Source organism: Myroides profundi (genome assembly GCF_000833025.1).
Classification (GTDB): domain Bacteria; phylum Bacteroidota; class Bacteroidia; order Flavobacteriales; family Flavobacteriaceae; genus Flavobacterium; species Flavobacterium profundi_A.
On record NZ_CP010817.1, the window covers coordinates 382,195 to 408,966 of the forward strand.

Below are 26,772 nucleotides of genomic sequence, written 5' to 3' on the forward strand. Positions count from 1 at the left end.
TATTAATTTAAAAGGACATACTGAGAATGTTCAACTTCGATATAATAAATAGGGGATATCACAGTTAATTAGGTATTGCTAAAAAGAAATAAAAATACAGTGCTAAATCGCACGTAACAAATTGTTTATGAAAAATAAAATACTACTAGTATCTACTGTGCTTGCACTACTGACTACTGCTGATATCACAGCTCAAGTGAAGAAGGATAACACTCCTCCTAATCGCGATCAAACTACCAAGAGCTATAGTAAGGAGGCTACTCCTGTGCGCTCTCGTATTAGTATCGAGCAGCTATCTCGTAATCTGACTAAAGCCTTTAAGGAGAAATTCCCAACTAACACTGTGGATTATGATCGCTCGGTTATCTTTGACTTTATGATAGAGCCTGACGGTACTGCATCTTATATAGAAGTGGTGCGCAGTGACTTCGACAAGGAAATGGAAGTCCACCTTATCCAACTAATCGATAAGGTAACCATGAATGCCTGGGAACCTGCTTCTCTAAAAGGTAAAAAAATCCCCATGCAATACACCGTGAAGCTATACGTGATGAACAATTGACAATGAATAATGAGGAAATGTATGTCTTGTATATCAAAGTAGAGACGGATTATCATCCGTGTCACATAATGTATGTCCACCTGCCATAGACCGTAAAGCTATACGTGATGAATAATTGACAAATGACAATGAATAATGAGGAATAATGTACGTCTTGTATATCAAAGTAGAGACGGATTATCATCCGTGTCACATAATGTATGTCCACATGCGATAGACCGTGAAACTATATGTGACGAGCAATTAACAATGAATAATGTATGTCTTGTATATCAAAGTAGAGACGGATTATCATCCGTGTCACATAATGTATGTCCACATGCGATAGATAGATATTGTTTATTCCTCATTGGTACGTCTTGCAATATTTTAATGTAAACAATTAAGACATATGTTATCGGGTGTAAAGTGTTACCTTACTGCGTAAAAAAAGACAACCCTATTAGGCTGATAAGTTAACTGTAAGAGAGTCTATTATGATATATGTGCTGATAAAGAATTTATTGGTAGAAGCAACTGTTCGGAAAACCCGAACAGTTCAAATAGAAGGTAGCAACTGGCTTTTGTCAATGAGTTTATCCTCATTTAGGAGGTCTTCTCTAGCGGGGAAACTTTTTCTTGTATTATGTACTGCTATTATTACTAAAAAAGTATAGTATTCTTTTTAATAAATCAATTTGTGTATATACTGTTTTTTCTTACTTAAGAGACCTATTATGTGTTTTTGTTGTTAATATATTGTTTTAGTTATTAACTTAAAATTAAACAAAAGATGAATAAAAAATATTTTATTGTATTATAGTGATTTTGGTTCTTTATAGTTTTTATAAATTGTATTTCTCAGGGAATGAGGTTACGATTTATGACTATAAAGTATATTTAAAAGATCCACTTTTTTATGGAATGTTTTCTATCTCAGTTATATTTGATGTAATACTTATTTATAGTTTTACACGTAATAAGAAAATGAGTAGATAGAGATAATAAGGCTTACTTTGCATATAGAGTAAGATATAACAATAAAAAACGAGACCACTGGTCTCGTTTTTTATTATCGGTGTCCTAGGATGCTTTTAAGATAGGTGTTACCTTTCTCTATGGCTTCGCGTAGTTTTATTTCTTCATCGGTGAGGATGACCTCTTCTTTTATCCATACACGTTCGATGTACTTCTGCAGATAGACGAAGTAGTTAATCGCTTTTAGCATACGTCTGCGGGTAGATACTTCTAAGAAGAATACATCTGCCTCTGGGCTGATCTCACGTTGGTAATACAGCTGTATGTAAGGCTTGCCTTTTGGGTCAGGATCTTGCTCTAGCTCATAGTGGAAGTACTCGTATTGGTTCTCTCCATTTTTGCCTTTGCCGAGGTAGTTCTGTATCGTGATACGTGGAGCATGCCCAGCAGCTTTGTCCTCTAGTCTGAATCTCCACTGCTGTCCACAGTAGAATATCGTAGAGTCTTCCTGCTCATAGTATCGCTGACCTAGTCGCTGTACGACAGGGCGCTTCATGATATCGTTAAAGTTAGCTACCGTGATGATCTTCTGTTTTTTATTATAGATACCGATCATATCACTGTACTCTACTAATAGCTTCTCCCATTCTATAGTCAGCGATTCGGCTATACTGGTATTCACCATCGGTTGCCAAGTCTGATCCTGTTCTGTAGGATATCTATAGAAGGTCTGTAAGGCGTAGTCTTTAGAGAATGGAAGTAGAGACTTCTTCTTCTCTATCGTGACTAGCATAGCGTATAAGTCTTGGTACTGAAAGTACACAGATGTAGTGTACGAGTTACCATTCGTAAATGTGATACGCTTATACATATCCTCTTCTGCATAGTCTATGATGATCTCTTCGCCTGTAGGGATATGATCTTGATTAAAGATACTACCACCTGCTAGCTTCATTAGATTGTCTAGGTTCACGTCTTTGTTCGCAAACGCAAATGGGTATTTCTCATCTGCATAAGCAGGGTTAGGCGTTTCTAATAGAATCGATTGGTTCTGTGCTAATGCGTGTAAGATAGCATCTGTACGAAGCCAATTCGCCCAAGAATATATGGTATCGTCTAGTTCTTCTTTTTTATAAAGAAACTCAGGTCTAATCAAATGAAATAAGACTGTAGGCTCTGCTACGTCTCGTTCTAAGTCATGGTTTAGCAAGAAGTCTATCTCTATGCGCTCTTTCATACTGAAGCGATAGTCGTCTACACCATAGTCTGTATTGATAAACAGTCTGGCGCGTATGGTACCCCCTACGATAAGTTCTCCATGATTATAATCACCCCAAAACACCTCAGCTACATTTAGGTTTCTTTTGACATAGATGCCTTGTCCTCCTACTGCTATATTGTTAGTAGTTAGGCTGCCAAGTACGACTAGACCTGTAGAGGCTTCTGTATTAGCATTGAAAATTTGGGGTACAGTAAGGTTACCATTTATAAGAATAAACGGGATAAGATCATCAGTGTAATGTTGGGCTGAGATTGTATCTAGGTTTAGTGGATCTTCCCACTGCTGATGCCCTTCGTAATATAAGATAGGCAAGTCTAGATTCTCATGCTTATACCAACAGTCCTCTGGTAATAAGTGCTTTATCTCTGCTAGAGGGATAAACTTCATAATCGGTGAATTAGTAATGTTTTATTATAACAAAAGTAAGTAATTATTGGCTCTATAGAGAGATGAAGATAGGAATTATCTTCATCATTTTATAATGAATATAATGATAATAAATACAATTAATGATGTTGATCTGTTTAGAGCGATTTTTTGGTATTAATTGTATTGGTATACAGTTAGTTAATTATGTGTGATATTCGAAATAACAGGAATTATTCGTTCTAATGTTTATTAATAAATGTTTGAATATTATACTTTTTAGTATGATGTATGTGAGGAATGATATTATTTGTTGTCTCCTGTCTCCTTGTTTTTACGTTAAAATTCTATGAATTAATAGGGTTTGTTTAAAAAATAAGTAATTACTATGTGTGATGTTTGATTTGTTTTAGTTAATAAAAAGTGAATTTTGTTAATTTGTAATTAAAATTATTTATTTAAAAAAAGTTATGAAAAGAATTTTATTTCTAGGTTTATCTCTATTGGCATCATGTAGCAGTGATGATAATGCGGTGATAGATGATGGGAAATTAGGGGAATTAGTCGTAAAGATTGAACAGAAGAATTATTACGTAGGTGATAAGGTGTCTATCAAGGTAGAAGGAGAGAAAGGAAACGAGGTGAAAGATGCTAGAGTATTCATCAATGATATCCAAGTGAATGCTCTATATGAGTTTACTAAGGAAGGTGATTTTAAAATCGTAGCGAAGAAGGCGGGGTATACTTCTAGCAAGGTTGTAAACGTTCAGGTAAAAGGTTTAAGAAGCTTAAATCTATCTGCAAAGGAAAGTGCTGTAGTAGTGGGGAATAAAATCATCTTCGAAGTATTAAATGATACTAAAGAGACTGTATCTGCAGACATATATCATGTGGAGAGTGGAAAAGTAATCGAAGGAACTGAATATATTCCGACAGAGGTAGGAGTACATACTTTCATAGCTAAAGGTGCAGAAGGTTATAAAGAGAGTAATAAGATCACTGTAGAAGTACTTGGAGAGACAGGTTATTTCTGGATAGGAAATAAAAATTATGAGATTCATGAGTTAAATTTTGATATCATTCAGTATACTTATAAGTCAGGTGTTAAGGATAGAGTGTTTCTTTTGGACGGAAAAGCGATGAATGCTGTAGAAATCAGCGGTTGGAATATAGATGGAGAAAATTTAAATCACATTAATATTACTATATGGATTCCAAATCCTACGATAAAGTTAAATAATAAGAATGAAGTTGTTGATTTTGGTCAACGTGTTTCTTTGAAGAATTCAAATGAATGGATCGTAAGAGATGTTTTTTTGATGTTAGCTGGAGAAGAACCAAAATCATATTCAGTAAAAGAGAGCCAATTGACTAATATTGCATTAAAAACTAATGGCTTAGTGATTCCAAATGATGGGATTGGGGCTGGGAAAAAAGGTGTTGTGAGTCAAGGAGAGTTTGACTTTAAAGCCTTTGGTGATAAAGAGATGAAGTTATTATATAATGGATATTTTATGACTACTGAAGCTGTTAAAAAATTCTAAGTAATAGCTTTATAGAAAGAAGAATTGTTTATATATTTTTAAAGGGAAGAAAAGGCCTTACTGTTCTATACTAGTAAGGCCTTTTTGTATCTATATAGTTGTGATGCTAAGAATAGAGACATGATGGTCTCTTTTTATATATAGAATCAAGGGCAATAGTGTCCCACTATATGCGGCCATAAGTGACTAGAAGAGGTCATCTGTGGTCAAAAAAGTCATGATTTAAAATAAATTTTTTGAAATGAAATAGTTTTGTATCAGAAGATTAAGCGATAGAGTAGCTACTGAGTAATAATCTGATATCATAATTAATAACCATTTTAAAAAATTAGAAATCATGGCAGAAATTAAAAAAGGAATTTTAGGAGGAGTACAAGGAAAAGTAGGTACTGTAGTAGGGGTAAACTGGAGAGGTAAAAACATCATTCGAAGCTTGCCAAAAAAGAGTGGTAAAGCTGCTACAGAAGGACAGCTTAAACAACGTGCGAAGTTTAAATTAGTTGCAGAGTTTTTATCTCCATTGAATAAATTGACTGGGAAATACTTCGGAGAGTATCAAGGGGCTAAGTCTAGAACCAACTTAGCGATGTCTTATCAATTACTAGAAACAGTAGTAGAGAAAGATGGTAAGTTAGCTATAGACTATGCTAAGGTAGTGATCACTAAAGGGGTATTGCCTGTACCTATCGTAAGTGATGTGAAGATAGAGAATGCTAAGCTTACTGTGAATTGGAAGTCTGATGTAGGAGTAGGATTAGCGAAGGAGAAAGATGAGATGATCTTCGTGGTGTATAATCAAGATGCTAACCAGTTCTACGTGATAGAGAATCAAGCTAATCGTAAGGCGGGTACGCTCTCTGCTAATATCCCTGCTGAGTGGACTAAGAATAACTCAGTGTGGCTAATCATAGTAGATGAGGCTAAAAAGTATAGTAGCACAAGTGCTTTCTTAAAGGTAGGGTAGACTGTGTGAAGATGAATGAAGAAGAGCCTGGGGATAACTCAGGCTCTCTTTATCTTTAGTACGGTAGGCTTTATTCTTGTATGTACTTGTGTTTTGTTTATATTTAGGTTATTCTTTATCACATTAGCATATATTGACTCAGTCAGTATATTTTGAAATATTCAGTGTAAAGAGAGATATAGTATTTTAGTTTTTAGTCGTTATATTTATTGCTATAAAATTAATTAGAATAACTATGGGACTATTTGACTTCTTTAAGAAAAAAGATGTAATACAAGAAAGAGAAACTGAAAGTAAGTTACTCTTATCAATGCCAATGTTTAAGAATGGCGATAGATATAATATTGAACTTATCATTAAGCATCTGAAAGAAGAGTGGAAGATGACTGTAGAAGGAGACGGTTATAGTGATGATACAGCTATATTGACTGTGGATGGAAGTATGATCGCCATAGCATATATGCCCGCAGCTATACCTAATGAAGATATACAAGCTACTGCCAAGTATACTTATAGTTGGCCTACTGTGATGGATGATCTAGAGGGGATGACAGGCCATGTAATCGTGAGTGTAATGGTAAGTGATAAGAGTACATACGAACGATATACTTTACTGTCTAAAATCCTGTATAGTATACTAGCGACATCTAATGCAGTAGGAGTCTATCAAGGGGGGCAGACATTATTAATAAATAGAGAGGAATACTTGAGTTATTATGATATGCTAAAAGAGGGAGATACTCCACTAACACTCTGGGTATATATAGGTATACAAATAAAGGATGACGGTACTAATCTGTACACTTACGGTATGGAAGAATTTGGTTTTAGAGAACTCGAGATTATTAAGACAAAAATGGATACTGAGGACGCATTTAGTTTTTTATGTAATGTATGTTGTTATGTTCTTGAAAATAATGTTGTGTTTAATGATGGAGAAACATTTGGTTATACTGCAGAGCAAAAGATTAAAATTGTCTTATCTGAGGGATTAAATTTAGATGGACAGACATTAAAGCTAGGCTTGTAATAAGGTTCGTTATTTTTAAGTATATTAATAATAAGGAACTATTATGAAGAAGTTAAGTGTTGTTTTAGGAGTTTGCCTTATGACTGTATCAGGCTGGGGGCAGCGCAGTAATTCTGATTATAAGCCTATATTTAATGTAGGGTATAATCAAGGGACGCATAGCATGATTCAGCTAGGAGTGGAGTATGATATATTGAGTTCTGATGAGAGATGGCTCTTTGTAGGAGGTGGTGTATTGGCTACTCCTTATCACAAGGAATGGCATTGGTTGCCCTATGTGGATGTTACAAAGAGTAATGGACTATTGTTCTACGGGGCAAAAGCCTCTACTAAGCATGTACAGCCACAAGTAGGTATATCATTATTGAATTTGATGGATATAGGATTGGGATATGGTATTCCTTTTAATGAGGATAAGATACCTGTTATAAAAGGTTTTAATCTGAATATCAAAATACGTCTTAGTGGTAATGATAGTGTATATCCAAAGTTGAAAATAGGTTTCTAGGAGATGATATAAATGATAAAGAGCCTCAGTTTATCAGCTGAAGCTCTTTACTATTATCCGTGTATATGTTCTTTGTTTCCGTATGACTGGATTAGTTCTCCTTCGAACTCAAGCCATTCTTTCCAACGCTTGTCTACATCTACTTTCTCTGTGTATTTCTTAGCGAACTTTAAGAATGTAGTATAGTGATTTGCTTCTGATACCATCAGTTCATGATAGAACTTCGCTAGCTCTTCATCTTTGATGTTTTGAGATAGTGTTCTAAAACGTTCACAACTTCTCGCTTCTATCATCGCAGCGAATAATAGTTTATCAATAAAGCACTCATTACGGCTACCGTCTTTCTTAGAGAATTTATATAGCTGACCTACATAGTCATCTTTGCGTTCTCTACCTAGTGTGTATCCACGCTCTTTAATGATGTTATGTACCATCTGGAAGTGTTGCATCTCTTCGATAGCAATCTCCGTCATCGCAGTCACTAAGTCTTCGTGCTCTGAGTTATACGTAATCAGTGTGATGGCGTTCGTAGCTGCCTTTTGTTCACACCAGCAGTGATCTGTTAATATCTCTTCTAAGTTAGACTCAGCGATATCTGCCCATCGAGGGTCTGTTAATAGTTTTAATCCAAGCATAATTCCTTTTCGTTTTATGCAAAAATAGCAATTATTAGATAGTAACATACTGTATTATTGGATTATCCTATCGCTATAAGAGAGCTACTTTTATCTGTATTATATGTTATTGCATATAAAAGTGTGTTTTAATGGTAGATTATATGTTATTGCATATAGTTTTGTGTCGTATTGATTTAAGAACAAGTATTTTTGTAGAATGAAACACAATTTATCCGGAAAGAAAATATTAGTTATTGGACCTGTATGGCCAGAGTCTAAATCCTCTGCAGCGGGGAAGCGCATGCTTCAGCTACTGCAATGTTTTAAAGACTGGGGGATGCAGATCTACTTCGGGAGTACAGCGAAAAAGTCTGAGGTGAGTGATGATTTGTCTTGTTATGGGGTGACTGAAGTAGAGTTGTGGTTAAATGATGTACGTACAGATGAGGTATTAGCTGATCTGATGCCTGATGTAGTGATGTATGATCGCTTTATGATAGAGGAGCAGTTCGGATGGCGTGTGACAGAACAATGTCCTGATGCGATGACGATATTAGATACGGAAGACTTACACTTCCTTCGATTTGCTCGTCAGGAGATGCAGAAAAAAGGAGGTCAGGATATAGAAGAATATTTATACAGTGAACGTACTAAACGTGAGCTAGCTAGTATACTGAGATGTGATTTGACTTTGATTATATCAGAGTATGAGTATAAGTTATTGGTAGAGAAGTTCCATATATTACCAAATGCGCTGTTGTTTATCCCTTTTATGGAAGAAGAGGTTACGTCAGAGGATATTAGTAATTGGAAAGGATATGAGGAGAGAGAGGACTTTGTGTTTATAGGGAACTTTATTCACGAGCCGAATTGGCAGACTGTTCTTAGATTAAAGACTGTAATATGGCCGCTGTTGCGCAAGAAGTTACCACAGACAAGAATGCATATTTATGGAGCTTATCCGTCTCCTAAAGTGATGCAACTACACAATGAGCGTGATAAGTTCTTAGTACACGGTAGAGCAGATGATGCCCTAGAGGTCATTAGTGATGCTAGAGTAATGTTAGCTCCTATACCATTTGGAGCAGGTATTAAAGGGAAGTTTATTGATGCTATGAGAGTGGGTACACCTTCTGTGTCTTCGTCTGTAGGTGGAGAGGCAATGCGTGGGGAATATGAATGGAATGGTTTTATCACAGATGATGTAGAAGAATTCGTAGATAGAGCAGTAGAGCTTTATACAACGGAATCTTTATGGAAAGAGAAGCAAGAATATGGGGTGAAGCTTATCAAGGCGAATTATGATAGTAAGTATTATGGAGACTTATTTTATAGTGCTGTCAATACTATGTTTAGCAATCTAAAAGAGACGCGTAGAGCCAACTTTATAAGTGAAGTACTAAGACATCACAGTGTACAGAGTAGTAAATTCTTTGGGATGTGGATACAAGAGAAAACGAGTAGATAGCGTGCCACGGATTATAATAATCCGCGACAACAACTCACTATCTACTACATTCTATTAGGTTCAAAAAGCATCAGAGTAACTTCTTCTTTTCCCACAGGTTTATTTTCTACTCCCTTTGGGACAATAATGCATTCGTTAGGGTGAAGAGTAATGACTTTATCTCTAAAGTGAAGTTCTAGGATTCCATCTACTACCATAAATAGTTTGTCTTCATGGTCATGTGAATGCCATTCAAATTCTCCTTGTAGTTTAATTAAATTGATGGTGTGATCATTGATATTTCCTAAGTTCTTTAATTGCCAAAAGTCTTTTAAAGAATCTGATTCTTGAGCTAAGTTTATTTTATTCATTTGAGTCTATTTTAGATGTATTATCTTTGTTATTTAGAATTAGTAAAAACAACTAAGCAAAGCTAAAGAGGTATACGTCTGGTTTTTGCAGTATGATGTTTGTTTTTTGCAATAATAAGATCGTGTATGAGAGTAGGATTAGGATTTGATGACTATAGAAGTGGAGAAGGGTATGTACAGCTGCATAGACAATTGTGTACAGAAGACTTGGATCTGCACTTTTATCAGAGTACTCAACAGACTGCGAGTAAGACGTATGTGTATAAGAAACAGCCTTATATACAACTCCATTATGAGCTAGATAAAGGGTATACGGAGTACAAGGCACGATATCAACAGAAGTCATCTATCTATACAGAAGTAGGAAAGTGTACCTTATTTTATCTGCCAGTATTAGATGGTTATCTATATGATCCTATATGTGATAGTGCTATAAGCTGTGAGATCGAAATAGGAGAAAGTTGGTTAACCCGCAACTTGAAAGAGGAGTCTAAGGAGAGCTATCAATTCTTAAAAAAGATGTCTCTCGGTGAAATTGCTGTATTAGGTGAGGATAGCTTCATGATCACTCCTGAGATGAAACAACTCATTTATGAGATCAATACGTGTCCTTATACTGGTATGGTAAAAGATTTGTTTATCGAGGGCAAAGTAATGTTGCTATTGGCATTACAGTTAAATCAGGTACAATCTGATGTAGACCAAAATCACGCTCAGCGCATACATACTCAAGATGTAAGTAGATTATATGACCTAAAGACGCTCTTAGAACAAGAGAGTCATTTAAAACATACTATAGAAGAATTAGCGATACTTATAGGAATGAATCGTACGAAACTACAAGCAGGGTTTAAGCAGTGCTTTGGGATGACTATTCACGAGTATGTATTAGAGATGAGAATGAATGAAGCATATCGTTTATTAACGTCCTTCTCTAAGGGAACCTATAGTATAGAGGAGGTAGCTAGATCAGTTGGCTATAAGAACTATGCACACTTCTCTACGATGTTTAAAAAGAAGTTCGGTGTATCACCTAGTACTTTTATATAATTCCCTAAAAATATAACATAAACTAATGGAGTACAGAAGACGCTGTCAGGGTACTCGTTATTGCATTTTTTATGTCCTTATCGCATAGTTATCGGATAGTGATTACATAGCGGTCGCATAGTTTAGGATGTTTTTAATGCGATCAGTATGCGATTGTGATTCTATTTTATCGTTATCACTAGAATGAAGGGGAAGAAAAAAGGCATAAAAAAAGCGAGTAATCTCTTACTCGCTCTAGTATTATAGTTAATGATGGATTATTTCATCATTTCAGTATAGTATTTGTAGAACAATGGAATAGTCTCAATACCTTTTAGGTAGTTGAATACTCCGAAGTGTTCGTTAGGAGAGTGGATTGCATCAGTGTCTAATCCGAATCCCATCATTACCGATTTAGAACCTAATTCTTCTTCGAATAAAGCTACGATAGGAATACTTCCTCCTGAACGTACTGGAATAGGTGTTACTCCGAATGTATCTGTGTATGCTTTAGAAGCAGCTTGGTATCCGATAGAGTCGATAGGAGTCACATATCCTTGTCCTCCGTGATGAGGTTTTACTTCTACACGTACTCCTGCAGGAGCGATGCTTTCGAAGTGTTTTTTGAATAGTTCCGTGATTTCTTCCCACTCTTGGTTTGGTACAAGACGCATAGAGATTTTAGCAAAAGCTTTACTAGCAATAACTGTTTTAGCACCTTCACCAGTATAACCTCCCCAAATACCATTCACGTCTAATGTAGGACGGATAGAGTTACGCTCATTAGTCGTATAACCTGCTTCTCCGTATACATCGTCAATATCAAGTTTTTGTTTGTAGTCTTCTAAAGAGAATGGACGTTTAGCCATTTCGTCTCTTTCTTCGCGTGATAATTCTTCTACTTTATCATAGAATCCTGGTACTGTGATATGGTTGTTCTCATCGTGAAGAGAAGCAATCATCTTCGTCAATACGTTAATAGGGTTCGCTACAGCTCCTCCGTATAATCCTGAGTGTAAGTCTCTGTTAGGTCCAGTTACTTCTACTTCTACATAGCTCAATCCTCTTAATCCTGTCGTGATAGAAGGTTGCTCATTAGAGATCATTCCTGTATCAGAGATTAAGATAACGTCATTCTTAAGTTTCTCTTGGTTTCTTTTTACGAACCATCCTAAACTTACAGAACCAACTTCTTCTTCTCCTTCGATCATGAACTTCACGTTACATGGTAATGCATCGTTAGCAATCATGTATTCGAACGCTTTTACGTGCATATACATTTGCCCTTTATCGTCACAAGCTCCACGAGCGAAGATTGCTCCTTCTGGGTGTAAATCTGTTGTTTTGATTACAGGTTCGAATGGAGGAGAAGTCCATAACTCAATAGGATCAGCAGGTTGCACATCATAGTGTCCATAAACTAATACTGTAGGAAGAGCTGGATCGATGATTTTCTCACCATAAACGATAGGATAACCAGGTGTTTCGCATAATTCTACTATATCACATCCTGCTTTTTCTAAACTTTCTTTTACTGCTTCAGCAGTGTTGATTACATCTTGAGAATAAGCGCTATCAGCACTGATAGACGGCTTTTTTAATAGTTCAATTAGCTCATCTAAAAGACGTTGCTTGTTTTCTTGAACAAATTGTTTTGAATCTTTCATAATATAAAAGGATACATTGATTTTGTTACTCACAAAGCTAAGAATAAAAAAATACAATTTTTTTCTTGCAGATAAAAAAACCTGTTGTATATTTGCAACGTCTTAAAGGAACAGGATGTTCCACTAGATTTCGCGGGTATGGTGAAATTGGTAGACACGCCAGACTTAGGATCTGGTGCCGCAAGGTGTGAAGGTTCGAGTCCTTTTACCCGCACAAAGAAGCCTCTTCAAACGAAGAGGCTTTTTTTATGGAATTATTTTAGGAATCATTTACTTTTAAAAGTCTCTGTATAAGAGTTTTAAAAATAAATGATTTTTTTTATTATTTAAGATTTGTTTTTAAGCAAAAAAATCTATTATATTTGCCACGTCTTAAAGGAACAGGATGTTCCACTGATTCGCGGGTATGGTGAAATTGGTAGACACGCCAGACTTAGGATCTGGTGCCGCAAGGTGTGAAGGTTCGAGTCCTTTTACCCGCACAGAAAAGCCTCTTCAGTTGAAGGGGCTTTTTTATTGATGTAAAGTTATGGCTTAATTAACTTTCCCAACAGCTATCTATTAAGTTACCTTTAGGAGTAAGATTAGCAATTATCAAATCAATTGATTGTTCTGGGGCGATACAATCATCAAATACAAGATTCTCTCCATCATTTTGATATAGATATACTTTTATTAGTGTCTACTTTGAGAAAAAATGTTTCTTGATATTATCATTGATTAGAAATTATGTATCTTCTTTTTTTGTAAATTTCATTCTTTAAATATTGAATTTGGACGAATGGTGTGACTTTTGTGTGAAGTGGAGTCTAAATTATAATGTCTAAGGATTAATCAAGGAAAAAGGAATGGAATTAAAAAATTTGCTGGCAACTGTATTAGAGTTTGAATTATATACGAGTAAGTCTATCAGTATTACAATAGGTACCTTATTATTTATCGCATTCACGCTTATGATTACTAATGTAGGGGTGAGGCTGTTGAAAAAAGCATTTATACGTATGGCTACTCCTGATGTAGCAGCTAGGCTAGGAAGTGTTTTTAATTTTATTAATTACTTTATTTACCTGATTATGATTTTCTTTATCCTGAATGTAGTAGGGATAAATATCAGTATGTTTTTGACTACTTCAGCCGCTCTATTTGTTGGTTTGGGATTTGCACTACAAGATATTTTTAGAGATTTGATAGCAGGTATCTACATTTTGTTTGACAAGACATTGAACGTTGGTGATGTAGTAGAGATCAGAGGAGAGGTAGCTCGTGTGAAGGTCATTAACCTTAGATGTACTATCGCTGAGACGCGTAATAGAAAGGATATCGTGATACCGAATAGAAAACTGATAGACGATATTATGAATAACTGGACGCATGAGGATCCTGTGATACGTGCTAGAATTAATGTAGGTGCGTTTATAGGGACGGATGTAGAGTTAGTCAAATCTGTGCTGTTATCATGTGTTGAGGATAATGATGAGGTGTTAAAAATGCCTAAACCTATAGTGTTTATAGATGAGTTCGGAGAATCTTCAATCCGTTTTATCTTGTATTATTTTATAGATAACGCTTTTGATAACGATCGTATCGGTAGTGAGATTCGTTTTGAAATAGACAAGAAATTCAAAGCGAATAATATAGAACTACCTGTACCTGTACTCAAGTTAAAACAAGGTGCTGAGTCTATGTAAAAGTTATAGCTTCTAGAAGTATTCAATATCAATAAAAGGATTAATTTTGCTTTTTTCTAAAGAGAGATGGCTTCTAATAAAACTAATTCAAATCCTATGTCTGCTGTGGGGGCTAGACCAAAGAGAAAACCTCCAATAAAACGAAAACCTTCTAAAAAGAAGAGTGCTAAATCATCTACATGGACTACTGTGAAGTGGGTGGTCATCATCGTGGTATTAGTGGGGATAGGTATTTGGTTTGGGCTACATTTTAGAGAGGGAATACGCTATTTCTTTAGCTCAAATGACAAGTCAGAAGGTAAGTCTATCTATGATGTGCGTACTGTAGAGGTGTTGAATAGACATGACAGTATGCTAGTCGGTTTCGATGTGTCCCATTATCAAGGGGTGATTGATTGGAAGGTAGTGGATTCTGTGGCTGGTAAAGCTTCTCTTGACTTTGTGTTTATTAGAGCGACTATGGGTAAAGATGGCAAGGACAAAGCTTTTCATCTAAACTGGAAAGGCGCTAGAGCAAATCACTTTATTAGAGGGGCATATCACTATTATCGTCCTGATGAAAATTCGACAGAACAAGCAGAAAACTTTATCAAGCTAGTGAAAATATCAGAGGGAGACTTTCCTCCTGTATTAGATATAGAGGATATGCCTAAAGAACAGTCTATGGAGAACCTTAGAAAAGGACTGCAGAACTGGATCAAGCTAGTAGAAGCGCATTATAAAGTAAAACCGATCTTGTACTCGGGAGAGAATTACTATACACATCATCTTAAAGCATGGTTCCCTGATCATGTACTATGGATTGCTAATTATAACTTCTTTGTTGAAGAAATAAAGCCTGACTGGCATTTCTGGCAATTTACAGAAAAAGGGGTTATCAATGGAATAGATGGTAAGGTAGACTTAAATATCTATAATGGGAATAAGGCAGATATACGAGAGTTACTTGTGCCTTAAAGTTCTTTTAGGGTGTACAGTGTCCCACTTTCTGCTACCATATACACTCATTATCGTCATAATAGGGCGTTATGAGCAATATTGAAAAGAACATAAATAAGGTTATTTACTTTTGTGCTGTATCTGATTTAGATTGGATACACTGTAAGTAATGACTTATGGTATGTTCTTTGACATTGTGTATAATTCTAGAATCAGCGTTAGCCAAATACGATAAAGCCATTCTACTTCGTAGCTCTTTCATTAGCTCTAAAACCATATTATGGTGTACTTTTATTACTAATTCAGCCCTACTTTGTATAATTCTTTTTCGTTTATATGTCTATCACTTATTCCAGGATAATAAGGAAAAAATAAGGATGTGATGTTATTTTCTAACATCAAGGGCATCCCTTAGGGCATTGCCTATCAGCATAAAACTTATCACTAGTACAAACATAGCAAAGCCAGGTAATAAGGCTAAATAAGGTTTGCCTAATAAGATGTAGTTGTAGTTTTCTTTAATCATGGCACCCCAACTAGGTGTAGGTACTTGTGTTCCTAATCCTAAGAAACTTAGTCCACTCTCTACTAAGATGGCAGAAGCAAAGTTAGCAGCTGAAATTACGATGACTGGAGCCATACAGTTTGGCAAGATGTGCTTAGTAATGATTCTGTAGTTAGAATAGCCTAAAGCATGGGCAGCAGTTATGTATTGTTGTTCTTTTACACTGATTACTTGTCCTCTGACTACACGTGCTACTTCTACCCACATCGTTAGTCCAACAGCGATGAATACTTGCCAAAAACCTTTGCCTAAGGCTAAAGTAATGGCAATCACTAGCAGTAGGGTAGGTATAGACCAAAACACATTAATTAACCAAAGAATAAAGGCATCTATCTTTCCGCCAAAGTAACCTGCTATAGCGCCTAATGTGATACCTATCACTAGAGAGATTAGTACAGCTACAAAGCCTATAGATAAAGATACGCGAGCACCAATAACTAGTCTGCTTAGGTAGTCTCTTCCTTGGTTATCTGTACCTAGCCAATACTTCTTTTGTTTGATAATCTCGGATTCTTTAGCGTTGTTTAAAGAACTCAGCGCTATGCTTTTAGTTTCTTCTAGTTGTGGTTGGTTACTATACCCCTTATAGAATAGGGTATCGTTAGTAATGTGATATTCACTAATAGGGATAAATCTAGCAGCTTCTTCTCTTCCAAACCAAAGCTCACTCCAGGTGCGATCTGTGTCTGTAGGAATAGTGATAGTAGATACTGTAAAACCTGGACTCTGAGAACGAAGGGCAAGGTCTCCTGCGTTAGCATTCTTAGAGTTGTCAGGGATAATGAAGTAAGCAAAGGCTGCTACTATAGCAATGCTTATAATAATCCAAAAACACAAAACGCCCCAAAAATCTTGTTTGAATTTTTGGAGCGCAATCTGTGTATATGATTTGCTAGTGTGAGACATTCTATAATTTAGAACTTACGTTGTTTTTATCACCACTTACTTTATATATTTTCTTTGTGTCTAAGTCTTTTAAGATTTTTACACCTTCTTCGATATAGACATCGCCATTTAGCATTTCATGCCATCTATCTCTTTTGCTTTCAAGTATTGTATCATTCTTGATTCTAGTTAATTCACTAGGTAAAGAAGTAAATTTTAATTCGTTTTTATATTTAGAAATAGCTTTGAATTTTTTAGCTTTTTCTTCTACTTCTTTTTGTTTTGCACGGTACTTCTCAAGGCTTAAAGGAACTTGTTTTTCATCTTTTCTTTCATTGATCCATTGTGCGTTCTCGTCAATCAATTTGAATTGCTCATTTAGTGCAATACGCTCTTTACTTGACTTGATGACAGCAGAGAAATCATTGTTATACGGAGTATAAGTAGCTCTTTCTATCTTGTCCCAAGGCATTGCGTTATCCATATCTCTTTCTCCCATGTCGATATAAGAATATCTGTCTGGTAATACGATATCACTCAGTACTCCTTCGCGTTGAGTAGAACCACCATTGATACGGTAGAACTTCTGTAGTGTTACTTTTAAAGCACCTAGATCGCCATAAGGTTGTTTTCTTAATAGGTCATTAAGTGTTATTAAGTTCTGTACAGTTCCTTTACCATACGTGTGTTTACTACCAATGATAACTCCACGCTTATAATCTTGGATAGCTGCTGCAAAGATTTCAGAAGCAGAAGCGGAGAAGTTATTCACTAATACAACTAATGGGCCTTCCCATACGATAGGGGTATCTTTATCATCTAGTACTTTTTGTTTTCCTCTAGAAGATTTCACCTGTACTACAGGACCTTCTTTAGAGAATAACCCAACCATTTTGATAACTGTCTCTAATGAACCTCCACCATTGTTTCTAAGGTCCATAATGATACCGTCTATATTCTGTTGTTTTAGTTCTTTAATTTCTTTTTCTACATCTGTAAATGCGTTACGACTGTCTTTGTTCTCAAAGTCAATGTAGAATTTAGGTAAATGAATAATACCGTATTTTTTATCACCATCTTGGATAACACTTGATTTAGCGTAAGTTTCTTCCATTTCGATAACTTCACGCATTACAGGGATAACCTTAATCGTTCCGTCTATTTTCTTAATCGTTAAGAATACTGTAGTGTTCTTTTTCCCTTTGATCAGTTTTACAACATTGTCAAGACGCATACCAACGATGTCGATAGGCTCTTCCTCTTTAGTCTGACCAACTTTAAGGATAATATCTCCTGTTTCGATTTCTTTACCTCTCCAAGCAGGTCCACCTGGTACAAGTTCATTAATCTCTACACCTTCAGATTTTTTGCGTAAAACAGCACCAATTCCTTCGAAGCTACCACTCATGCTAGCATCGAACTTCTCCTTATCTTCAGGAGCAAAATAGAAAGTATGCGGGTCAAAACGCTCTACAATAGAGTTTAAATAGATAGCGAACCAGTCTTTTCTCTCAAGATCTTTAATGAATTCGAAAACTTCATCATACGATTTTAAAGCACTTTCACGAGCCTCTTTTTCAAGTTGTTCAAAAGATTTCTTTTCAACAGGCTTTTTGTCTTTTGCTTTTTTATCTGTTTTCTTTTCTTCTTTAACGATAGGCTCACCGAACTCGTCAAACTCTTCTTCTTCCTCTACTTTACCTTCTTGTATTTTAAGATTGTCAGTAATGGTAGATAAGACATTAAGTTTTAGTTGTTTTTTCCAACGCTCTTTTAATTCTTCAGCATCTTTAGCATAGCCGATATTGTCATAGTCAGCATTCAATACATCGTCTGATTCGAATTCAAAAGGTTGTTCAAGAACCTCAGTGTAGATACCTTTAGCTTCATTCATACGTTGAGTAATACGCTCATAAGTCAGGTCAAAGAAAGAAAGTTCCTTTAACTGAATCATGTCGTCGATCAAGTATTCATATTTAGAAAACTCATCAATATCTGACTGTAAGAAGTATCTCTTCATTGGATCCAATGCTTTTAGATATTCTTTATATACAGTAGCAGAGAATTTGTCATCAATCTTTGCCGGATTATAATGTGTATTTTCTAATATATACGTTACTAATTCTAAAAGAAGCTGATCTTTTTCAGGCGTATCTTTTTGCTGTTTAGGCATAAAACTCCACAGAAGAGCAGACACTCCGATAAGTAGAAGTATAACCTTATAATTTCTTTTCATAAATAGCTTAAAAGTATTCATTAATTAGTTTTGAACTAAAGTAGTTAAAAAAGTAAATATTTATACGATAAGGTCGATAATTATTTGTTAAAACACATAATCGTATAAAAATCCGTAGTTGTTATATGCTAAAACCCAAAATCCGCATTAGCCAAATACTGCAAAGTAATTCTACTTTATAGCTCCTTCATTAGCTCTAAAACCATACTAGTGTATGCTTGTATCACTAATTCAGACCTATTTTGTATAATTACTTTTCGTTTATATGTCTATCACGTATTTTCGGTTTAAAACTAAGTAATTTCACAAACAAAATAACATATAATCCTTACATTAGCGAATGTAATTAAAATAAATATATGATGCAAAGACCTTTAATACTTGTTACAAATGACGATGGTATCACAGCACCAGGAATGAGAGCCCTGATCAGTGTGATGAAAGAGATAGGAGAAGTAGTGGTAGTTGCCCCAGATAGTGCTCAATCTGGAATGGGGCATGCTGTAACAATCAATAATACGCTTACGTTAGAAAAAGTAAATATCGACCCTGAGATAGAAGTAGAATACGCTTGTTCAGGAACACCTGTGGACTGTGTGAAAATAGCACTAGGACAAATACTAGACAGAACACCTGATCTGTGTGTATCTGGAGTAAATCACGGTTCTAACTCTTCTATCAATGTTATCTATTCCGGTACGATGAGTGCTGCACTAGAAGCAGGAATGAGCGGTATACCTGCAATAGGTTTCTCTTTATTAGATTTTAGCTGGAGTGCAGATTTTGAACAAATAAAACCTTTTATAAAAAAGATTACAACAGAGGCTTTAAAACATGGGATTCCAAAAGATGTGGTGTTGAATGTAAACTTCCCAAAGTTAGCGACTGAAGATATTAAAGGGATAAAAGTGTGTAGACAAGCTAAAGCGACATGGGTAGAGAACTTCGATAAGCGAGTTAGCCCTCATGGAAAAGAGTACTATTGGTTAGTAGGAGAATTCGTGAACCAAGATAAGGGGGAAGATACAGATGAGTGGGCATTGCGAAATGACTATATCTCTATCGTACCTGTGCAGTTTGATTTAACAGCACATCAAGTATTAGAACGTATTAATAGATGGGATCTGTAGATGAAAGATAAGATTGTTCATATTCTAATCGGTTTTGTTGGAGGTCTAGTGGCTACTGTAGTTGGTATAGAGCTTTATCTGTTGTTGTTTACTAATTATGAATTGTTTAGTGATTTTAGTTTCATTAATAATATAGGATTAGTAGGAAGAATAACAGCGATAGGGAGCTTGCTTAATTTGCTATTGTTTACGTTTTTTATTAATCGCAGATTAGATTTTATGGCTAGAGGTTGTATTTTAGCCGTAATTATTTTAACCATAATAACACAGTTAGTGTAGATGAAGTATTATATAATAGCAGGAGAGGCATCAGGAGATCTACATGGATCTAATCTTATGCGATCTATATACAAGAAAGACCCTAATGCAGATATACGCTTTTGGGGAGGAGATTTAATGCAACAAGTGGGCGGTAAGCTCGTGAAGCATTATAAAGATCTTGCTTTTATGGGATTTGTTGAAGTGGTACAAAATCTAGGAACAATATTGCGCAATATTAAGTTCTGTAAAAAAGATATCGCATCTTTTAATCCAGATGTATTAGTGTTTATTGATTACCCAGGCTTTAATATGCGAATAGCTAAATGGGCAAAGAGAATAGGTATAGAAACACATTATTATATCTCACCTCAAATATGGGCTTGGAAGGAGAATCGTATCAATGATATCAAAAGAGATTTTGATTTTATGTATGTAATTCTGCCTTTCGAAAAGGATTTTTATGAGAAGAAACATAATTACCCTGTAACCTTTGTAGGACACCCATTGATAGATGCTATAGAGCGCTATAGAGCAGAAGAACATCAAGACTTTAAGGTAAAGCACAATTTAGATGAGCGACCTATTATAGCCTTATTACCTGGAAGTAGAAAGCAGGAGATTAGTAGATTATTAAATGAAATGCTTTCTGTAATACATCATTACCCACAGTATCAATTTGTAATAGCTGGTGCTCCAGGACAAGAAGCTTCATTCTATGAGACTTTTATAAAGGATCAAAACATTTCTTTCGTATTTAATGAAACGTATGCTTTGTTAAATATAGCTCATGCAGCCTTAGTTACTTCTGGTACAGCTACGTTGGAAACAGCTCTATTTAATGTTCCACAAGTAGTATTGTATAAAGGGAATCAAGTGTCTTATGAAATAGCGAAACGCATCATTAAACTAAAATATATTTCTTTAGTTAATTTAATTATGGATGATGATGTGGTGGTAGAGCTTATTCAAGGGGATTGTAATGCTGTAAGAATAGAACAAGAGTTCGCAAAAATCATACAAGGTGAAAAAAGAAATGAAATATTGTTAAAATATAAAGAATTAATTCGTAATTTAGGCGGTCAAGGAGCGAGTGATTATGTTGCAGGCGAAATACTAAAAAATCATATGACAAAAAGAAGTTAATCAACCACCACAAAAAAAACATTATGAAAAAGTTTACATTATTATTAATCAGTGTTTTGGGCCTTTCTGGTTTCCATACAATAGAAGCGAAGACAACAAGTAAAGCTGTTTATAGTAGCCCTGTTAAAAAGAAACCTACAGCCGTGATTGCTGAGAGTAAAAATGTAGACGATAAAATACAAGCAGAATTAGATGCTTTATTAGGTTACTTTATTGAGGAGGCAAAAGAAGCAAAGGGGGAGTACTTTGATAACTTGACTAGTCAAGTGTTGAACACCGCTTTTGATTATGAAGGAGTACGTTATAGATATGGTGGAATGAGTAGAAAAGGTATGGACTGCTCTGGTCTAGTGATGACAGCTTTCGGAGATACTAGTGTGAACCTACCTCGTAGCTCAAGTGAAATGGCTCAAGTAGGTGAACGTGTTAGAAAGGCAGAAGCACAAATAGGTGACCTAATCTTCTTTAAAACTCGAGGCAATAGAATCAGTCATGTAGGAATAATCACTGAAGTATTAGATGACGAAATTAAGTTCATTCATTCTTCAACTAGCAAAGGAGTGATTGTGTCTTCAACAAAAGAAAATTACTATAGTAGAACTTTCGCACAGATTAACCGTGTTGTTCTAGAAAGTATGAATTAAGATTATAAGAGTTCAAAAAAATAATATTAAGCTCTATCCATTTGGATAGGGCTTTTTTTATGGTATTCTCTATATTTTTTAGAATTGCTGATAGTAATCAAATAATCGGTTATTTTGGAAAGGGTTTTGATACTTATTGTAAGTATGAAGCCTATCAAATTCTCCTTCCTATTTTATTCTATATTCCTTTTTTTGGGAATATACTTAGACTTACTTATAAGTGCTTTTTGGGTGATAGCTATCTTATGTATTCTTCTATTTGTCTTGATGATGTCATTAATGAATAGATATCTACACTTTCCGTCTCGGTTTACCGGGAGTAAGGATGTTGTATTATTTATCAGTCTCTTTTTCTTTTTAGGTGTCGGGTTAAAAGGCTTGGTTAAAAATCAATATGAGTCTGAGTTACTAAAAATAGAGACATATCTAAATAACCCTATTAATAGTAGAATAAATATAAAAATAACAGAGACTCTTAGTAATAAAACGAACAAACGATTTATAGGAGAACTGATTAGAGTAGGCGATACAGTGTGCAGTAATAAGATAGCTCTTTATTTTAATGAGCGTCAAGATTCACTTAGAGTAGGAGATGTCATTAGTTATTATGGCAGGGTAGGGAGTATACAACAACCGAAGAACCTTGGTCAGTTTGATTATAGAAAGTATATGCAAGGTAAGGGAATCTTTATTCAAAGTTATGTAGGAGATTACTTTGTAGTAGGACATGAAGTACATTGGCGTTATGAAATATTGAAGTTAAGGAGGTCTTTAATCAATAAAATATATCTTGACAACAGTGCTCTTCATGAGAATACTAAAGGTCTAATCATGGCGCTATTATTAGGAGAGAAATCATATATAGACACTACGGTTCTTAATCAGTTTAAAGAAGTAGGAGTCATGCACGTATTAGCTATTTCAGGATTGCATGTAGGACTTATCTACTTAGTTCTTGCTCGTGGTTTATTCTTTTTACCTAAGAGGGTTAGGAGTATTGTGATACTTGTATTGCTGTGGTTCTTTGTCTTTCTATCAGGTTTCTCAGCTTCAGTATTTAGAGCTGTCCTTATGTTTACTATTTACCTTGCTAGTCAGCTTCTGAGGCGAGAGCAAGACTTAGAGCACAGTATTGGTCTAGCGTTGTTCTGTAGTCTATGTATATATCCTTATTGGGTATATGATATCGGCTTTCAGTTAAGCTACTTAGCCGTTATCAGTATTGTTTATATTCTACCTTTATTTAAGAAGTTCTATTCTAAAAATAAAATACTACAGTATATACAGGGCATTACTTATGTGTCTATAAGTGTACAAGTCGGTCTGATACCTATCCAATTGTACTATTTTCAGCAGTTCTCTTTTCTATTTTTATTAGCTAATCTAATTGTCATACCGTTAATAACAGTACTTATTATTTTAGGGATGGTCTATTTAATTGCGATGTGGGTGGATAGTCTATCCATAGTGGTAAGTTTCTGCCTTAATGTGCTAACAGACCTATTATACCGATTGATAGAACTAGTGCATCGTTTAGATTATTTCTCTTTTCAGAATGCACAGATAAGCTTTGTACAGATGGCTTTACTGTTGGTTCTTATTGGAGGTGCATTACTTACTTATTATCAAAAGAAGTTGAGATATATAGTTGGAGGGGTGTTGTTATGTAGTGCTTTACAGTTATGTACTACTTTAGGATCGAGTAAAGAAGATACTTTGGATGCTGAAATTGTAGTTCCATTTGTGTCTAATAAGAATAATAGATCAGTATGGATTAGAGACCATGATACTGTACATGTGTTAATGAACCTTATTGATAGTACTGATCAGAGACATCTACGTGATTTAGATAAATATGTACAAGAGTATAGCTTAGATAAAGTTGTGTATCATCCATTAGAAGGGATTGCACCAAGTATTCAAGACAAATTGCTAATTATAGATAATGATAGGGTAGCGTATAGTGGAGTATTAGACGCATCAGTCATATTATTCTCAGGACAACCTAAGATTAACTTTGAACGAATGTTAGAAGTGAGATTGCCTAAACTAGTGATCTTTCATAATTCGGTACCTTTTTGGTTTAAGAGAAAGTGTATTGATATATGTATAAAAAAGAATATCCCTTTTCATGATATGTATGAAAAGGGATATTGGTCTTCTTTATTATAATGATATTAAATCTGTTGTAACAACTGTTGAGGAGTTTGGTACCCAACGATAACTTTAGTCACATCACCTTTAGTTCCGAAGATAACCATAGAAGGATATCCAGGTATTCTTAAGAACATAGTGAAGTCATGCGTAGCATTTCTACCTTTTCTTTCACTGTTGTATCCAGGGTTTGTATACTTCGTTCCTTTGTAGTTTATTTCTTCATTACCTTCTGCATCAAATTTCACAGCGTAGTAATTCTTGTTGATATGCTCGATTACTTTAGCATCGCTAAAAGTGTTTTTGTCAAGCATTTTGCAAGGTCCACACCAGTCAGTAAAAGCATCCATAAAGATAGGCTTAGCTTCTTTCTTTTGTGCTGCGATAGCTTCGTTAAACGACATCCATTTTATTTCTTGAGCATTAGCTGTTAATCCTAAGAAAGTAATGGTAAGTAATAAAAACAGTTTTTTCATATTTCTTTTAATATTGTTATTATTTGACCCCGTGCATTAATTTCTTCAGCACTGGGTTAAGAGCAATAACTAACAATCCTGCTACAATAGGCACTATAGTGAAGATTAAGAAGAATACTGATAATGAGTATTGCTCTGTAATAGTTTCTATTTGTCCACCTAATGTGGCAGCTAAATTGTTTCCAATTGCGATTGCAAGATACCACATTCCGAACATTAGTGCAATCATTCTTGCAGGAACTAATTTAGAAACATACGATAATCCTACAGGTGATGAGAATAATTCTCCTAATGTATGGAAGAAGTAAGCAAAAACTAACCACATCATAGATACTCTCGTACCTTCTGTAATACCATGTGAACCGTATGCTAATACTCCGAATCCGATAGCCATAATAATTAATCCTAGTCCATACTTAATAGATGCAGGAGGGTTAAATCTAGAATCCCATAACTTAGATACTAGAGACGCTAATGCAATAATAAAGAATGAATTAAGAATAGAGAACCACGAAGCCGTTATCTCTACTTGATTATCTTTTATTTCTGTTATCTCTGCTTGTACTATTTCAGTTTCTTTATTTGCTTCAGTAAACTGTTTAGTTAAATGTTCTTTTTGTTTACTATCTAGAATATTAAAGTTACCTAACTCTTGAAAGATTTCTACTTTATCCCCTTTAGTTAATGTTGCTAATTGTGATACTACAGCAGTATGTTTGACCACATTATCTCCTTCTTTAGGTTGGTTAGCAGCATGTATCGCTTTATAGTCATAGATAGGCTCATTGTGCTTGTCTAGAATAGGCTTACCTTCTCTGTCTACTTTTTGAACTTGGATTGCATCATAAGTAACTTCGTATGCATGTAATGACCAGTCTCTGTTAAGCATCCAGATAGCTGATGCCCATACTCCCACAAAAGTAATCGCTAATATAATGTTAGATAGTAATGCTTTCTTTATTGTCTGTTTAGCTAATAAAATAAGTACCCAAGAGATAATTAGTAAGGGTACTATCGTCAGTAATGAGTTAAAGATATTAAATAATAATGCCTTGTCTCCAGATAGAATTCTCTGTGTATTATCACGTGCGAAGATGATTAGTGATGTAGCACCTTGCTCAAACGACATCCAGAAGAATATCGTAAAGAAAGCAAAGATGATAACCGCTATCATACGATCTCTAACTACTTTAGCATATCTCATTATACGTGATATAATTAACCACATCAATATTAATAGTCCTGTGACAACAACTACTGCCTGACCATCCATACCGAATATTTCGGCAGGGAATAATCTAATCTTACCTACGATATAGAATACATCACTAAATGCATATAAGAATCCAATGATAGTAGTAATAGCTATAAGTATGTAGTCTAATGTAGTAAATGGATTGCGTTTAAGTTCATCCTGTTGAGCAGGAGTTAAGTCTTTCGTATCTACAGGTGTGTCTTCTTTTATTTCTGTAGATGTATTAGGAACATCACCTATAGCTCCGAAGATAGGCTTAGCAAACCAGAATTGTAGTGTACCTAGTAACATGAAGATACCTGCTAACCCAAACCCATAGTGCCATCCGATACGCTCTCCGATATATCCACATAGCATCATACCAAAGAATGCTCCTGCATTAACTCCCATATAGAAGATCGTATAAGCTCCATCTTTCTTCTCAGGGAATGATTTATACATCTCTGATAGGATAGAAGTCATATTTGGTTTAAAGAATCCCGTACCTACTACTAATAGTACTAATCCTAGATACATAAAGAACTCTGTCTCAAAAGTCATAGAGGCATGCCCTAGCGTCATAATTAGTGAACCAATTACTACAGCCCAGCGATAACCTAGATATTTATCTGCTAGTATACCTCCAAAGATAGGGGTGATGTATAATAACATGGCATAAGTAGCGAATATCGCTCCTGCATCTACTACACTCATTTCCCATCCAGGGTTGAGGCCTATGACAGACATGGTTAAGAATTGAATCAATAATACGCGCATTCCGTAGAATGAGAATCGCTCCCACATCTCTGTAAAGAAGAGAACGAATAATCCTGAAGGATGTCCCAGAACTTTACTGTCGAAGAAGTTCGGCCGGTCAGTAGTAGAGTTTTCCATAATTTAATTTTAAAAGTCTAGTTTGTGGTTAGTTATAAGATTGTTTTTAAGACATAATCTCATGTCATAAAGGCTAAAAATAGTAAAATAAACTTAAGATTAATTGTTTTACTAAAAAATATAAATAGTTTTTAGTGAGAGATTAGTATTTATAGTCCGTTTTTATTCACTATTCTTAA

General features: G+C 35.1%; 23 protein-coding genes and 2 tRNA genes. 16 read left to right on the forward strand and 9 right to left on the reverse strand.

Annotated features, from left to right (window positions below):
• Positions 1-127 precede the first annotated feature (127 nt).
• Positions 128-562, forward strand: a complete 435-nt coding sequence (locus MPR_RS01765) for an energy transducer TonB (RefSeq protein WP_041888639.1) — start codon at positions 128-130, stop codon at positions 560-562.
• 1,051 nt (positions 563-1,613) lie between these two features.
• Here the strand turns inward: MPR_RS01765 and MPR_RS01770 are convergent.
• On the reverse strand, positions 1,614-3,188 hold the full coding sequence (locus tag MPR_RS01770) for a hypothetical protein (RefSeq protein WP_041888641.1): 1,575 nt from the start codon (positions 3,186-3,188) through the stop codon (positions 1,614-1,616).
• 449 nt (positions 3,189-3,637) lie between these two features.
• Between MPR_RS01770 and MPR_RS01775 the strand changes: the two genes are divergently transcribed.
• The 4 genes from MPR_RS01775 to MPR_RS01790 all read left to right on the forward strand — a co-directional run bounded on the left by MPR_RS01775 (position 3,638) and on the right by MPR_RS01790 (position 7,213).
• A complete protein-coding gene (locus MPR_RS01775) occupies positions 3,638-4,711 on the forward strand; it encodes a hypothetical protein (protein WP_041888642.1) in 1,074 nt (357 codons plus the stop codon).
• A 337-nt stretch (positions 4,712-5,048) separates the two neighbouring features.
• Complete coding sequence (locus MPR_RS01780; protein WP_041888643.1) at positions 5,049-5,675, forward strand: DUF6266 family protein; 627 nt, start codon at positions 5,049-5,051, stop codon at positions 5,673-5,675.
• Between the two features lie 235 nt (positions 5,676-5,910).
• Positions 5,911-6,705, forward strand: coding sequence for a DUF4261 domain-containing protein (locus tag MPR_RS01785; RefSeq protein WP_041888645.1), 795 nt, complete (start codon positions 5,911-5,913; stop codon positions 6,703-6,705).
• Between the two features lie 43 nt (positions 6,706-6,748).
• A complete protein-coding gene (locus MPR_RS01790; protein ID WP_235280497.1) occupies positions 6,749-7,213 on the forward strand; it encodes a hypothetical protein in 465 nt (154 codons plus the stop codon).
• Positions 7,214-7,266: 53 nt separating this feature from the next.
• Here the strand turns inward: MPR_RS01790 and MPR_RS01795 are convergent, their stop codons facing one another.
• Positions 7,267-7,848, reverse strand: coding sequence for a MiaE family protein (locus tag MPR_RS01795; RefSeq protein ID WP_006257547.1), 582 nt, complete (start codon positions 7,846-7,848; stop codon positions 7,267-7,269).
• A 199-nt stretch (positions 7,849-8,047) separates the two neighbouring features.
• Between MPR_RS01795 and MPR_RS01800 the strand changes: the two genes are divergently transcribed.
• A complete protein-coding gene (locus tag MPR_RS01800) occupies positions 8,048-9,298 on the forward strand; it encodes a glycosyltransferase (protein ID WP_041888650.1) in 1,251 nt (416 codons plus the stop codon).
• Positions 9,299-9,342: 44 nt separating this feature from the next.
• Here the strand turns inward: MPR_RS01800 and MPR_RS01805 are convergent, their stop codons facing one another.
• The gene (locus MPR_RS01805) at positions 9,343-9,648 is read right to left on the reverse strand and encodes a cupin domain-containing protein (protein WP_006257542.1); all 306 of its coding nucleotides are present in this window, start codon (positions 9,646-9,648) and stop codon (positions 9,343-9,345) included.
• Positions 9,649-9,774: 126 nt separating this feature from the next.
• Between MPR_RS01805 and MPR_RS01810 the strand changes: the two genes are divergently transcribed.
• Positions 9,775-10,698 carry a helix-turn-helix domain-containing protein gene (locus MPR_RS01810; protein ID WP_041888652.1) on the forward strand — a complete coding sequence of 308 codons (924 nt, stop codon included), beginning with the start codon at positions 9,775-9,777 and terminating at the stop codon, positions 10,696-10,698.
• A gap of 257 nt (positions 10,699-10,955) precedes the next feature.
• Here the strand turns inward: MPR_RS01810 and MPR_RS01815 are convergent, their stop codons facing one another.
• Positions 10,956-12,344: a dipeptidase gene (locus MPR_RS01815; protein ID WP_041888654.1), complete on the reverse strand. Its 1,389-nt coding sequence runs from the start codon at positions 12,342-12,344 to the stop codon at positions 10,956-10,958.
• A 132-nt stretch (positions 12,345-12,476) separates the two neighbouring features.
• On the opposite strand from MPR_RS01815, the gene MPR_RS01820 reads away from it, so the two are divergent.
• From MPR_RS01820 to MPR_RS01835, 4 genes are all read left to right on the forward strand, one after another.
• A tRNA-Leu gene (locus MPR_RS01820) sits at positions 12,477-12,558 on the forward strand.
• A gap of 186 nt (positions 12,559-12,744) precedes the next feature.
• Positions 12,745-12,826: transfer RNA gene (locus MPR_RS01825), tRNA-Leu, on the forward strand.
• 366 nt (positions 12,827-13,192) lie between these two features.
• Entirely contained in the window at positions 13,193-14,032 is an 840-nt protein-coding gene (locus tag MPR_RS01830; protein ID WP_041888656.1) for a mechanosensitive ion channel family protein, read from the forward strand.
• Between the two features lie 66 nt (positions 14,033-14,098).
• The gene (locus MPR_RS01835) at positions 14,099-14,989 is read left to right on the forward strand and encodes a glycoside hydrolase family 25 protein (RefSeq protein WP_041888658.1); all 891 of its coding nucleotides are present in this window, start codon (positions 14,099-14,101) and stop codon (positions 14,987-14,989) included.
• Positions 14,990-15,095: 106 nt separating this feature from the next.
• On the opposite strand, the gene MPR_RS18685 is transcribed toward MPR_RS01835, so the two are convergent.
• The 3 genes from MPR_RS18685 to MPR_RS01845 all read right to left on the reverse strand — a co-directional run bounded on the left by MPR_RS18685 (position 15,096) and on the right by MPR_RS01845 (position 18,678).
• Entirely contained in the window at positions 15,096-15,248 is a 153-nt protein-coding gene (locus MPR_RS18685) for a hypothetical protein (RefSeq protein WP_162484058.1), read from the reverse strand.
• A gap of 108 nt (positions 15,249-15,356) precedes the next feature.
• Positions 15,357-16,442, reverse strand: a complete 1,086-nt coding sequence (locus MPR_RS01840) for an ABC transporter permease (protein WP_041888660.1) — start codon at positions 16,440-16,442, stop codon at positions 15,357-15,359.
• A gap of 1 nt (position 16,443) precedes the next feature.
• The gene (locus tag MPR_RS01845) at positions 16,444-18,678 is read right to left on the reverse strand and encodes a carboxy terminal-processing peptidase (protein WP_041888662.1); all 2,235 of its coding nucleotides are present in this window, start codon (positions 18,676-18,678) and stop codon (positions 16,444-16,446) included.
• Between the two features lie 341 nt (positions 18,679-19,019).
• Here MPR_RS01845 and surE point away from each other — a divergent pair, with 341 nt between their 5' ends.
• The 5 genes from surE to MPR_RS01870 all read left to right on the forward strand — a co-directional run bounded on the left by surE (position 19,020) and on the right by MPR_RS01870 (position 24,007).
• Positions 19,020-19,787, forward strand: a complete 768-nt coding sequence (gene surE / locus MPR_RS01850) for a 5'/3'-nucleotidase SurE (RefSeq protein WP_041895112.1) — start codon at positions 19,020-19,022, stop codon at positions 19,785-19,787.
• Positions 19,788-20,066, forward strand: coding sequence for a hypothetical protein (locus MPR_RS01855; RefSeq protein WP_041888664.1), 279 nt, complete (start codon positions 19,788-19,790; stop codon positions 20,064-20,066).
• Positions 20,067-21,191 (forward strand): lipid-A-disaccharide synthase, encoded by a 1,125-nt coding sequence (gene lpxB / locus MPR_RS01860; RefSeq protein ID WP_041888666.1) that lies wholly within the window; start codon positions 20,067-20,069, stop codon positions 21,189-21,191.
• Between the two features lie 23 nt (positions 21,192-21,214).
• Positions 21,215-21,835: a C40 family peptidase gene (locus MPR_RS01865; protein WP_041888667.1), complete on the forward strand. Its 621-nt coding sequence runs from the start codon at positions 21,215-21,217 to the stop codon at positions 21,833-21,835.
• Between the two features lie 192 nt (positions 21,836-22,027).
• Positions 22,028-24,007, forward strand: a complete 1,980-nt coding sequence (locus MPR_RS01870; RefSeq protein ID WP_235280500.1) for a ComEC/Rec2 family competence protein — start codon at positions 22,028-22,030, stop codon at positions 24,005-24,007.
• A 5-nt stretch (positions 24,008-24,012) separates the two neighbouring features.
• On the opposite strand, the gene MPR_RS01875 is transcribed toward MPR_RS01870, so the two are convergent.
• Positions 24,013-24,465 carry a thioredoxin family protein gene (locus MPR_RS01875; RefSeq protein WP_041888671.1) on the reverse strand — a complete coding sequence of 151 codons (453 nt, stop codon included), beginning with the start codon at positions 24,463-24,465 and terminating at the stop codon, positions 24,013-24,015.
• 19 nt (positions 24,466-24,484) lie between these two features.
• Positions 24,485-26,593, reverse strand: a complete 2,109-nt coding sequence (locus MPR_RS01880; protein WP_006260525.1) for a peptide MFS transporter — start codon at positions 26,591-26,593, stop codon at positions 24,485-24,487.
• Positions 26,594-26,772 lie beyond the last annotated feature (179 nt).

Excerpts from the sequence above, each read along its gene's own strand:
- MPR_RS01835 (WP_041888658.1), top strand. The coding sequence starts at position 14,099 with ATGGCTTCTAATAAAACTAATTCAAATCCTATGTCTGCTGTGGGGGCT.
- MPR_RS01810 (WP_041888652.1), top strand. The coding sequence starts at position 9,775 with ATGAGAGTAGGATTAGGATTTGATGACTATAGAAGTGGAGAAGGGTAT.
- MPR_RS01845 (WP_041888662.1), bottom strand. The coding sequence starts at position 18,678 with ATGAATACTTTTAAGCTATTTATGAAAAGAAATTATAAGGTTATACTT.
- MPR_RS01780 (WP_041888643.1), top strand. The coding sequence starts at position 5,049 with ATGGCAGAAATTAAAAAAGGAATTTTAGGAGGAGTACAAGGAAAAGTA.
- MPR_RS01785 (WP_041888645.1), top strand. The coding sequence starts at position 5,911 with ATGGGACTATTTGACTTCTTTAAGAAAAAAGATGTAATACAAGAAAGA.
- MPR_RS01790 (WP_235280497.1), top strand. The coding sequence starts at position 6,749 with ATGAAGAAGTTAAGTGTTGTTTTAGGAGTTTGCCTTATGACTGTATCA.
- MPR_RS01855 (WP_041888664.1), top strand. The coding sequence starts at position 19,788 with ATGAAAGATAAGATTGTTCATATTCTAATCGGTTTTGTTGGAGGTCTA.
- MPR_RS01800 (WP_041888650.1), top strand. The coding sequence starts at position 8,048 with ATGAAACACAATTTATCCGGAAAGAAAATATTAGTTATTGGACCTGTA.
- MPR_RS01775 (WP_041888642.1), top strand. The coding sequence starts at position 3,638 with ATGAAAAGAATTTTATTTCTAGGTTTATCTCTATTGGCATCATGTAGC.
- MPR_RS01830 (WP_041888656.1), top strand. The coding sequence starts at position 13,193 with ATGGAATTAAAAAATTTGCTGGCAACTGTATTAGAGTTTGAATTATAT.
- MPR_RS18685 (WP_162484058.1), bottom strand. The coding sequence starts at position 15,248 with ATGGTTTTAGAGCTAATGAAAGAGCTACGAAGTAGAATGGCTTTATCG.
- lpxB (WP_041888666.1), top strand. The coding sequence starts at position 20,067 with ATGAAGTATTATATAATAGCAGGAGAGGCATCAGGAGATCTACATGGA.
- MPR_RS01840 (WP_041888660.1), bottom strand. The coding sequence starts at position 16,442 with ATGTCTCACACTAGCAAATCATATACACAGATTGCGCTCCAAAAATTC.
- MPR_RS01880 (WP_006260525.1), bottom strand. The coding sequence starts at position 26,593 with ATGGAAAACTCTACTACTGACCGGCCGAACTTCTTCGACAGTAAAGTT.
- MPR_RS01865 (WP_041888667.1), top strand. The coding sequence starts at position 21,215 with ATGAAAAAGTTTACATTATTATTAATCAGTGTTTTGGGCCTTTCTGGT.
- surE (WP_041895112.1), top strand. The coding sequence starts at position 19,020 with ATGCAAAGACCTTTAATACTTGTTACAAATGACGATGGTATCACAGCA.
- MPR_RS01875 (WP_041888671.1), bottom strand. The coding sequence starts at position 24,465 with ATGAAAAAACTGTTTTTATTACTTACCATTACTTTCTTAGGATTAACA.
- MPR_RS01805 (WP_006257542.1), bottom strand. The coding sequence starts at position 9,648 with ATGAATAAAATAAACTTAGCTCAAGAATCAGATTCTTTAAAAGACTTT.
- MPR_RS01815 (WP_041888654.1), bottom strand. The coding sequence starts at position 12,344 with ATGAAAGATTCAAAACAATTTGTTCAAGAAAACAAGCAACGTCTTTTA.
- MPR_RS01770 (WP_041888641.1), bottom strand. The coding sequence starts at position 3,188 with ATGAAGTTTATCCCTCTAGCAGAGATAAAGCACTTATTACCAGAGGAC.
- MPR_RS01765 (WP_041888639.1), top strand. The coding sequence starts at position 128 with ATGAAAAATAAAATACTACTAGTATCTACTGTGCTTGCACTACTGACT.
- MPR_RS01795 (WP_006257547.1), bottom strand. The coding sequence starts at position 7,848 with ATGCTTGGATTAAAACTATTAACAGACCCTCGATGGGCAGATATCGCT.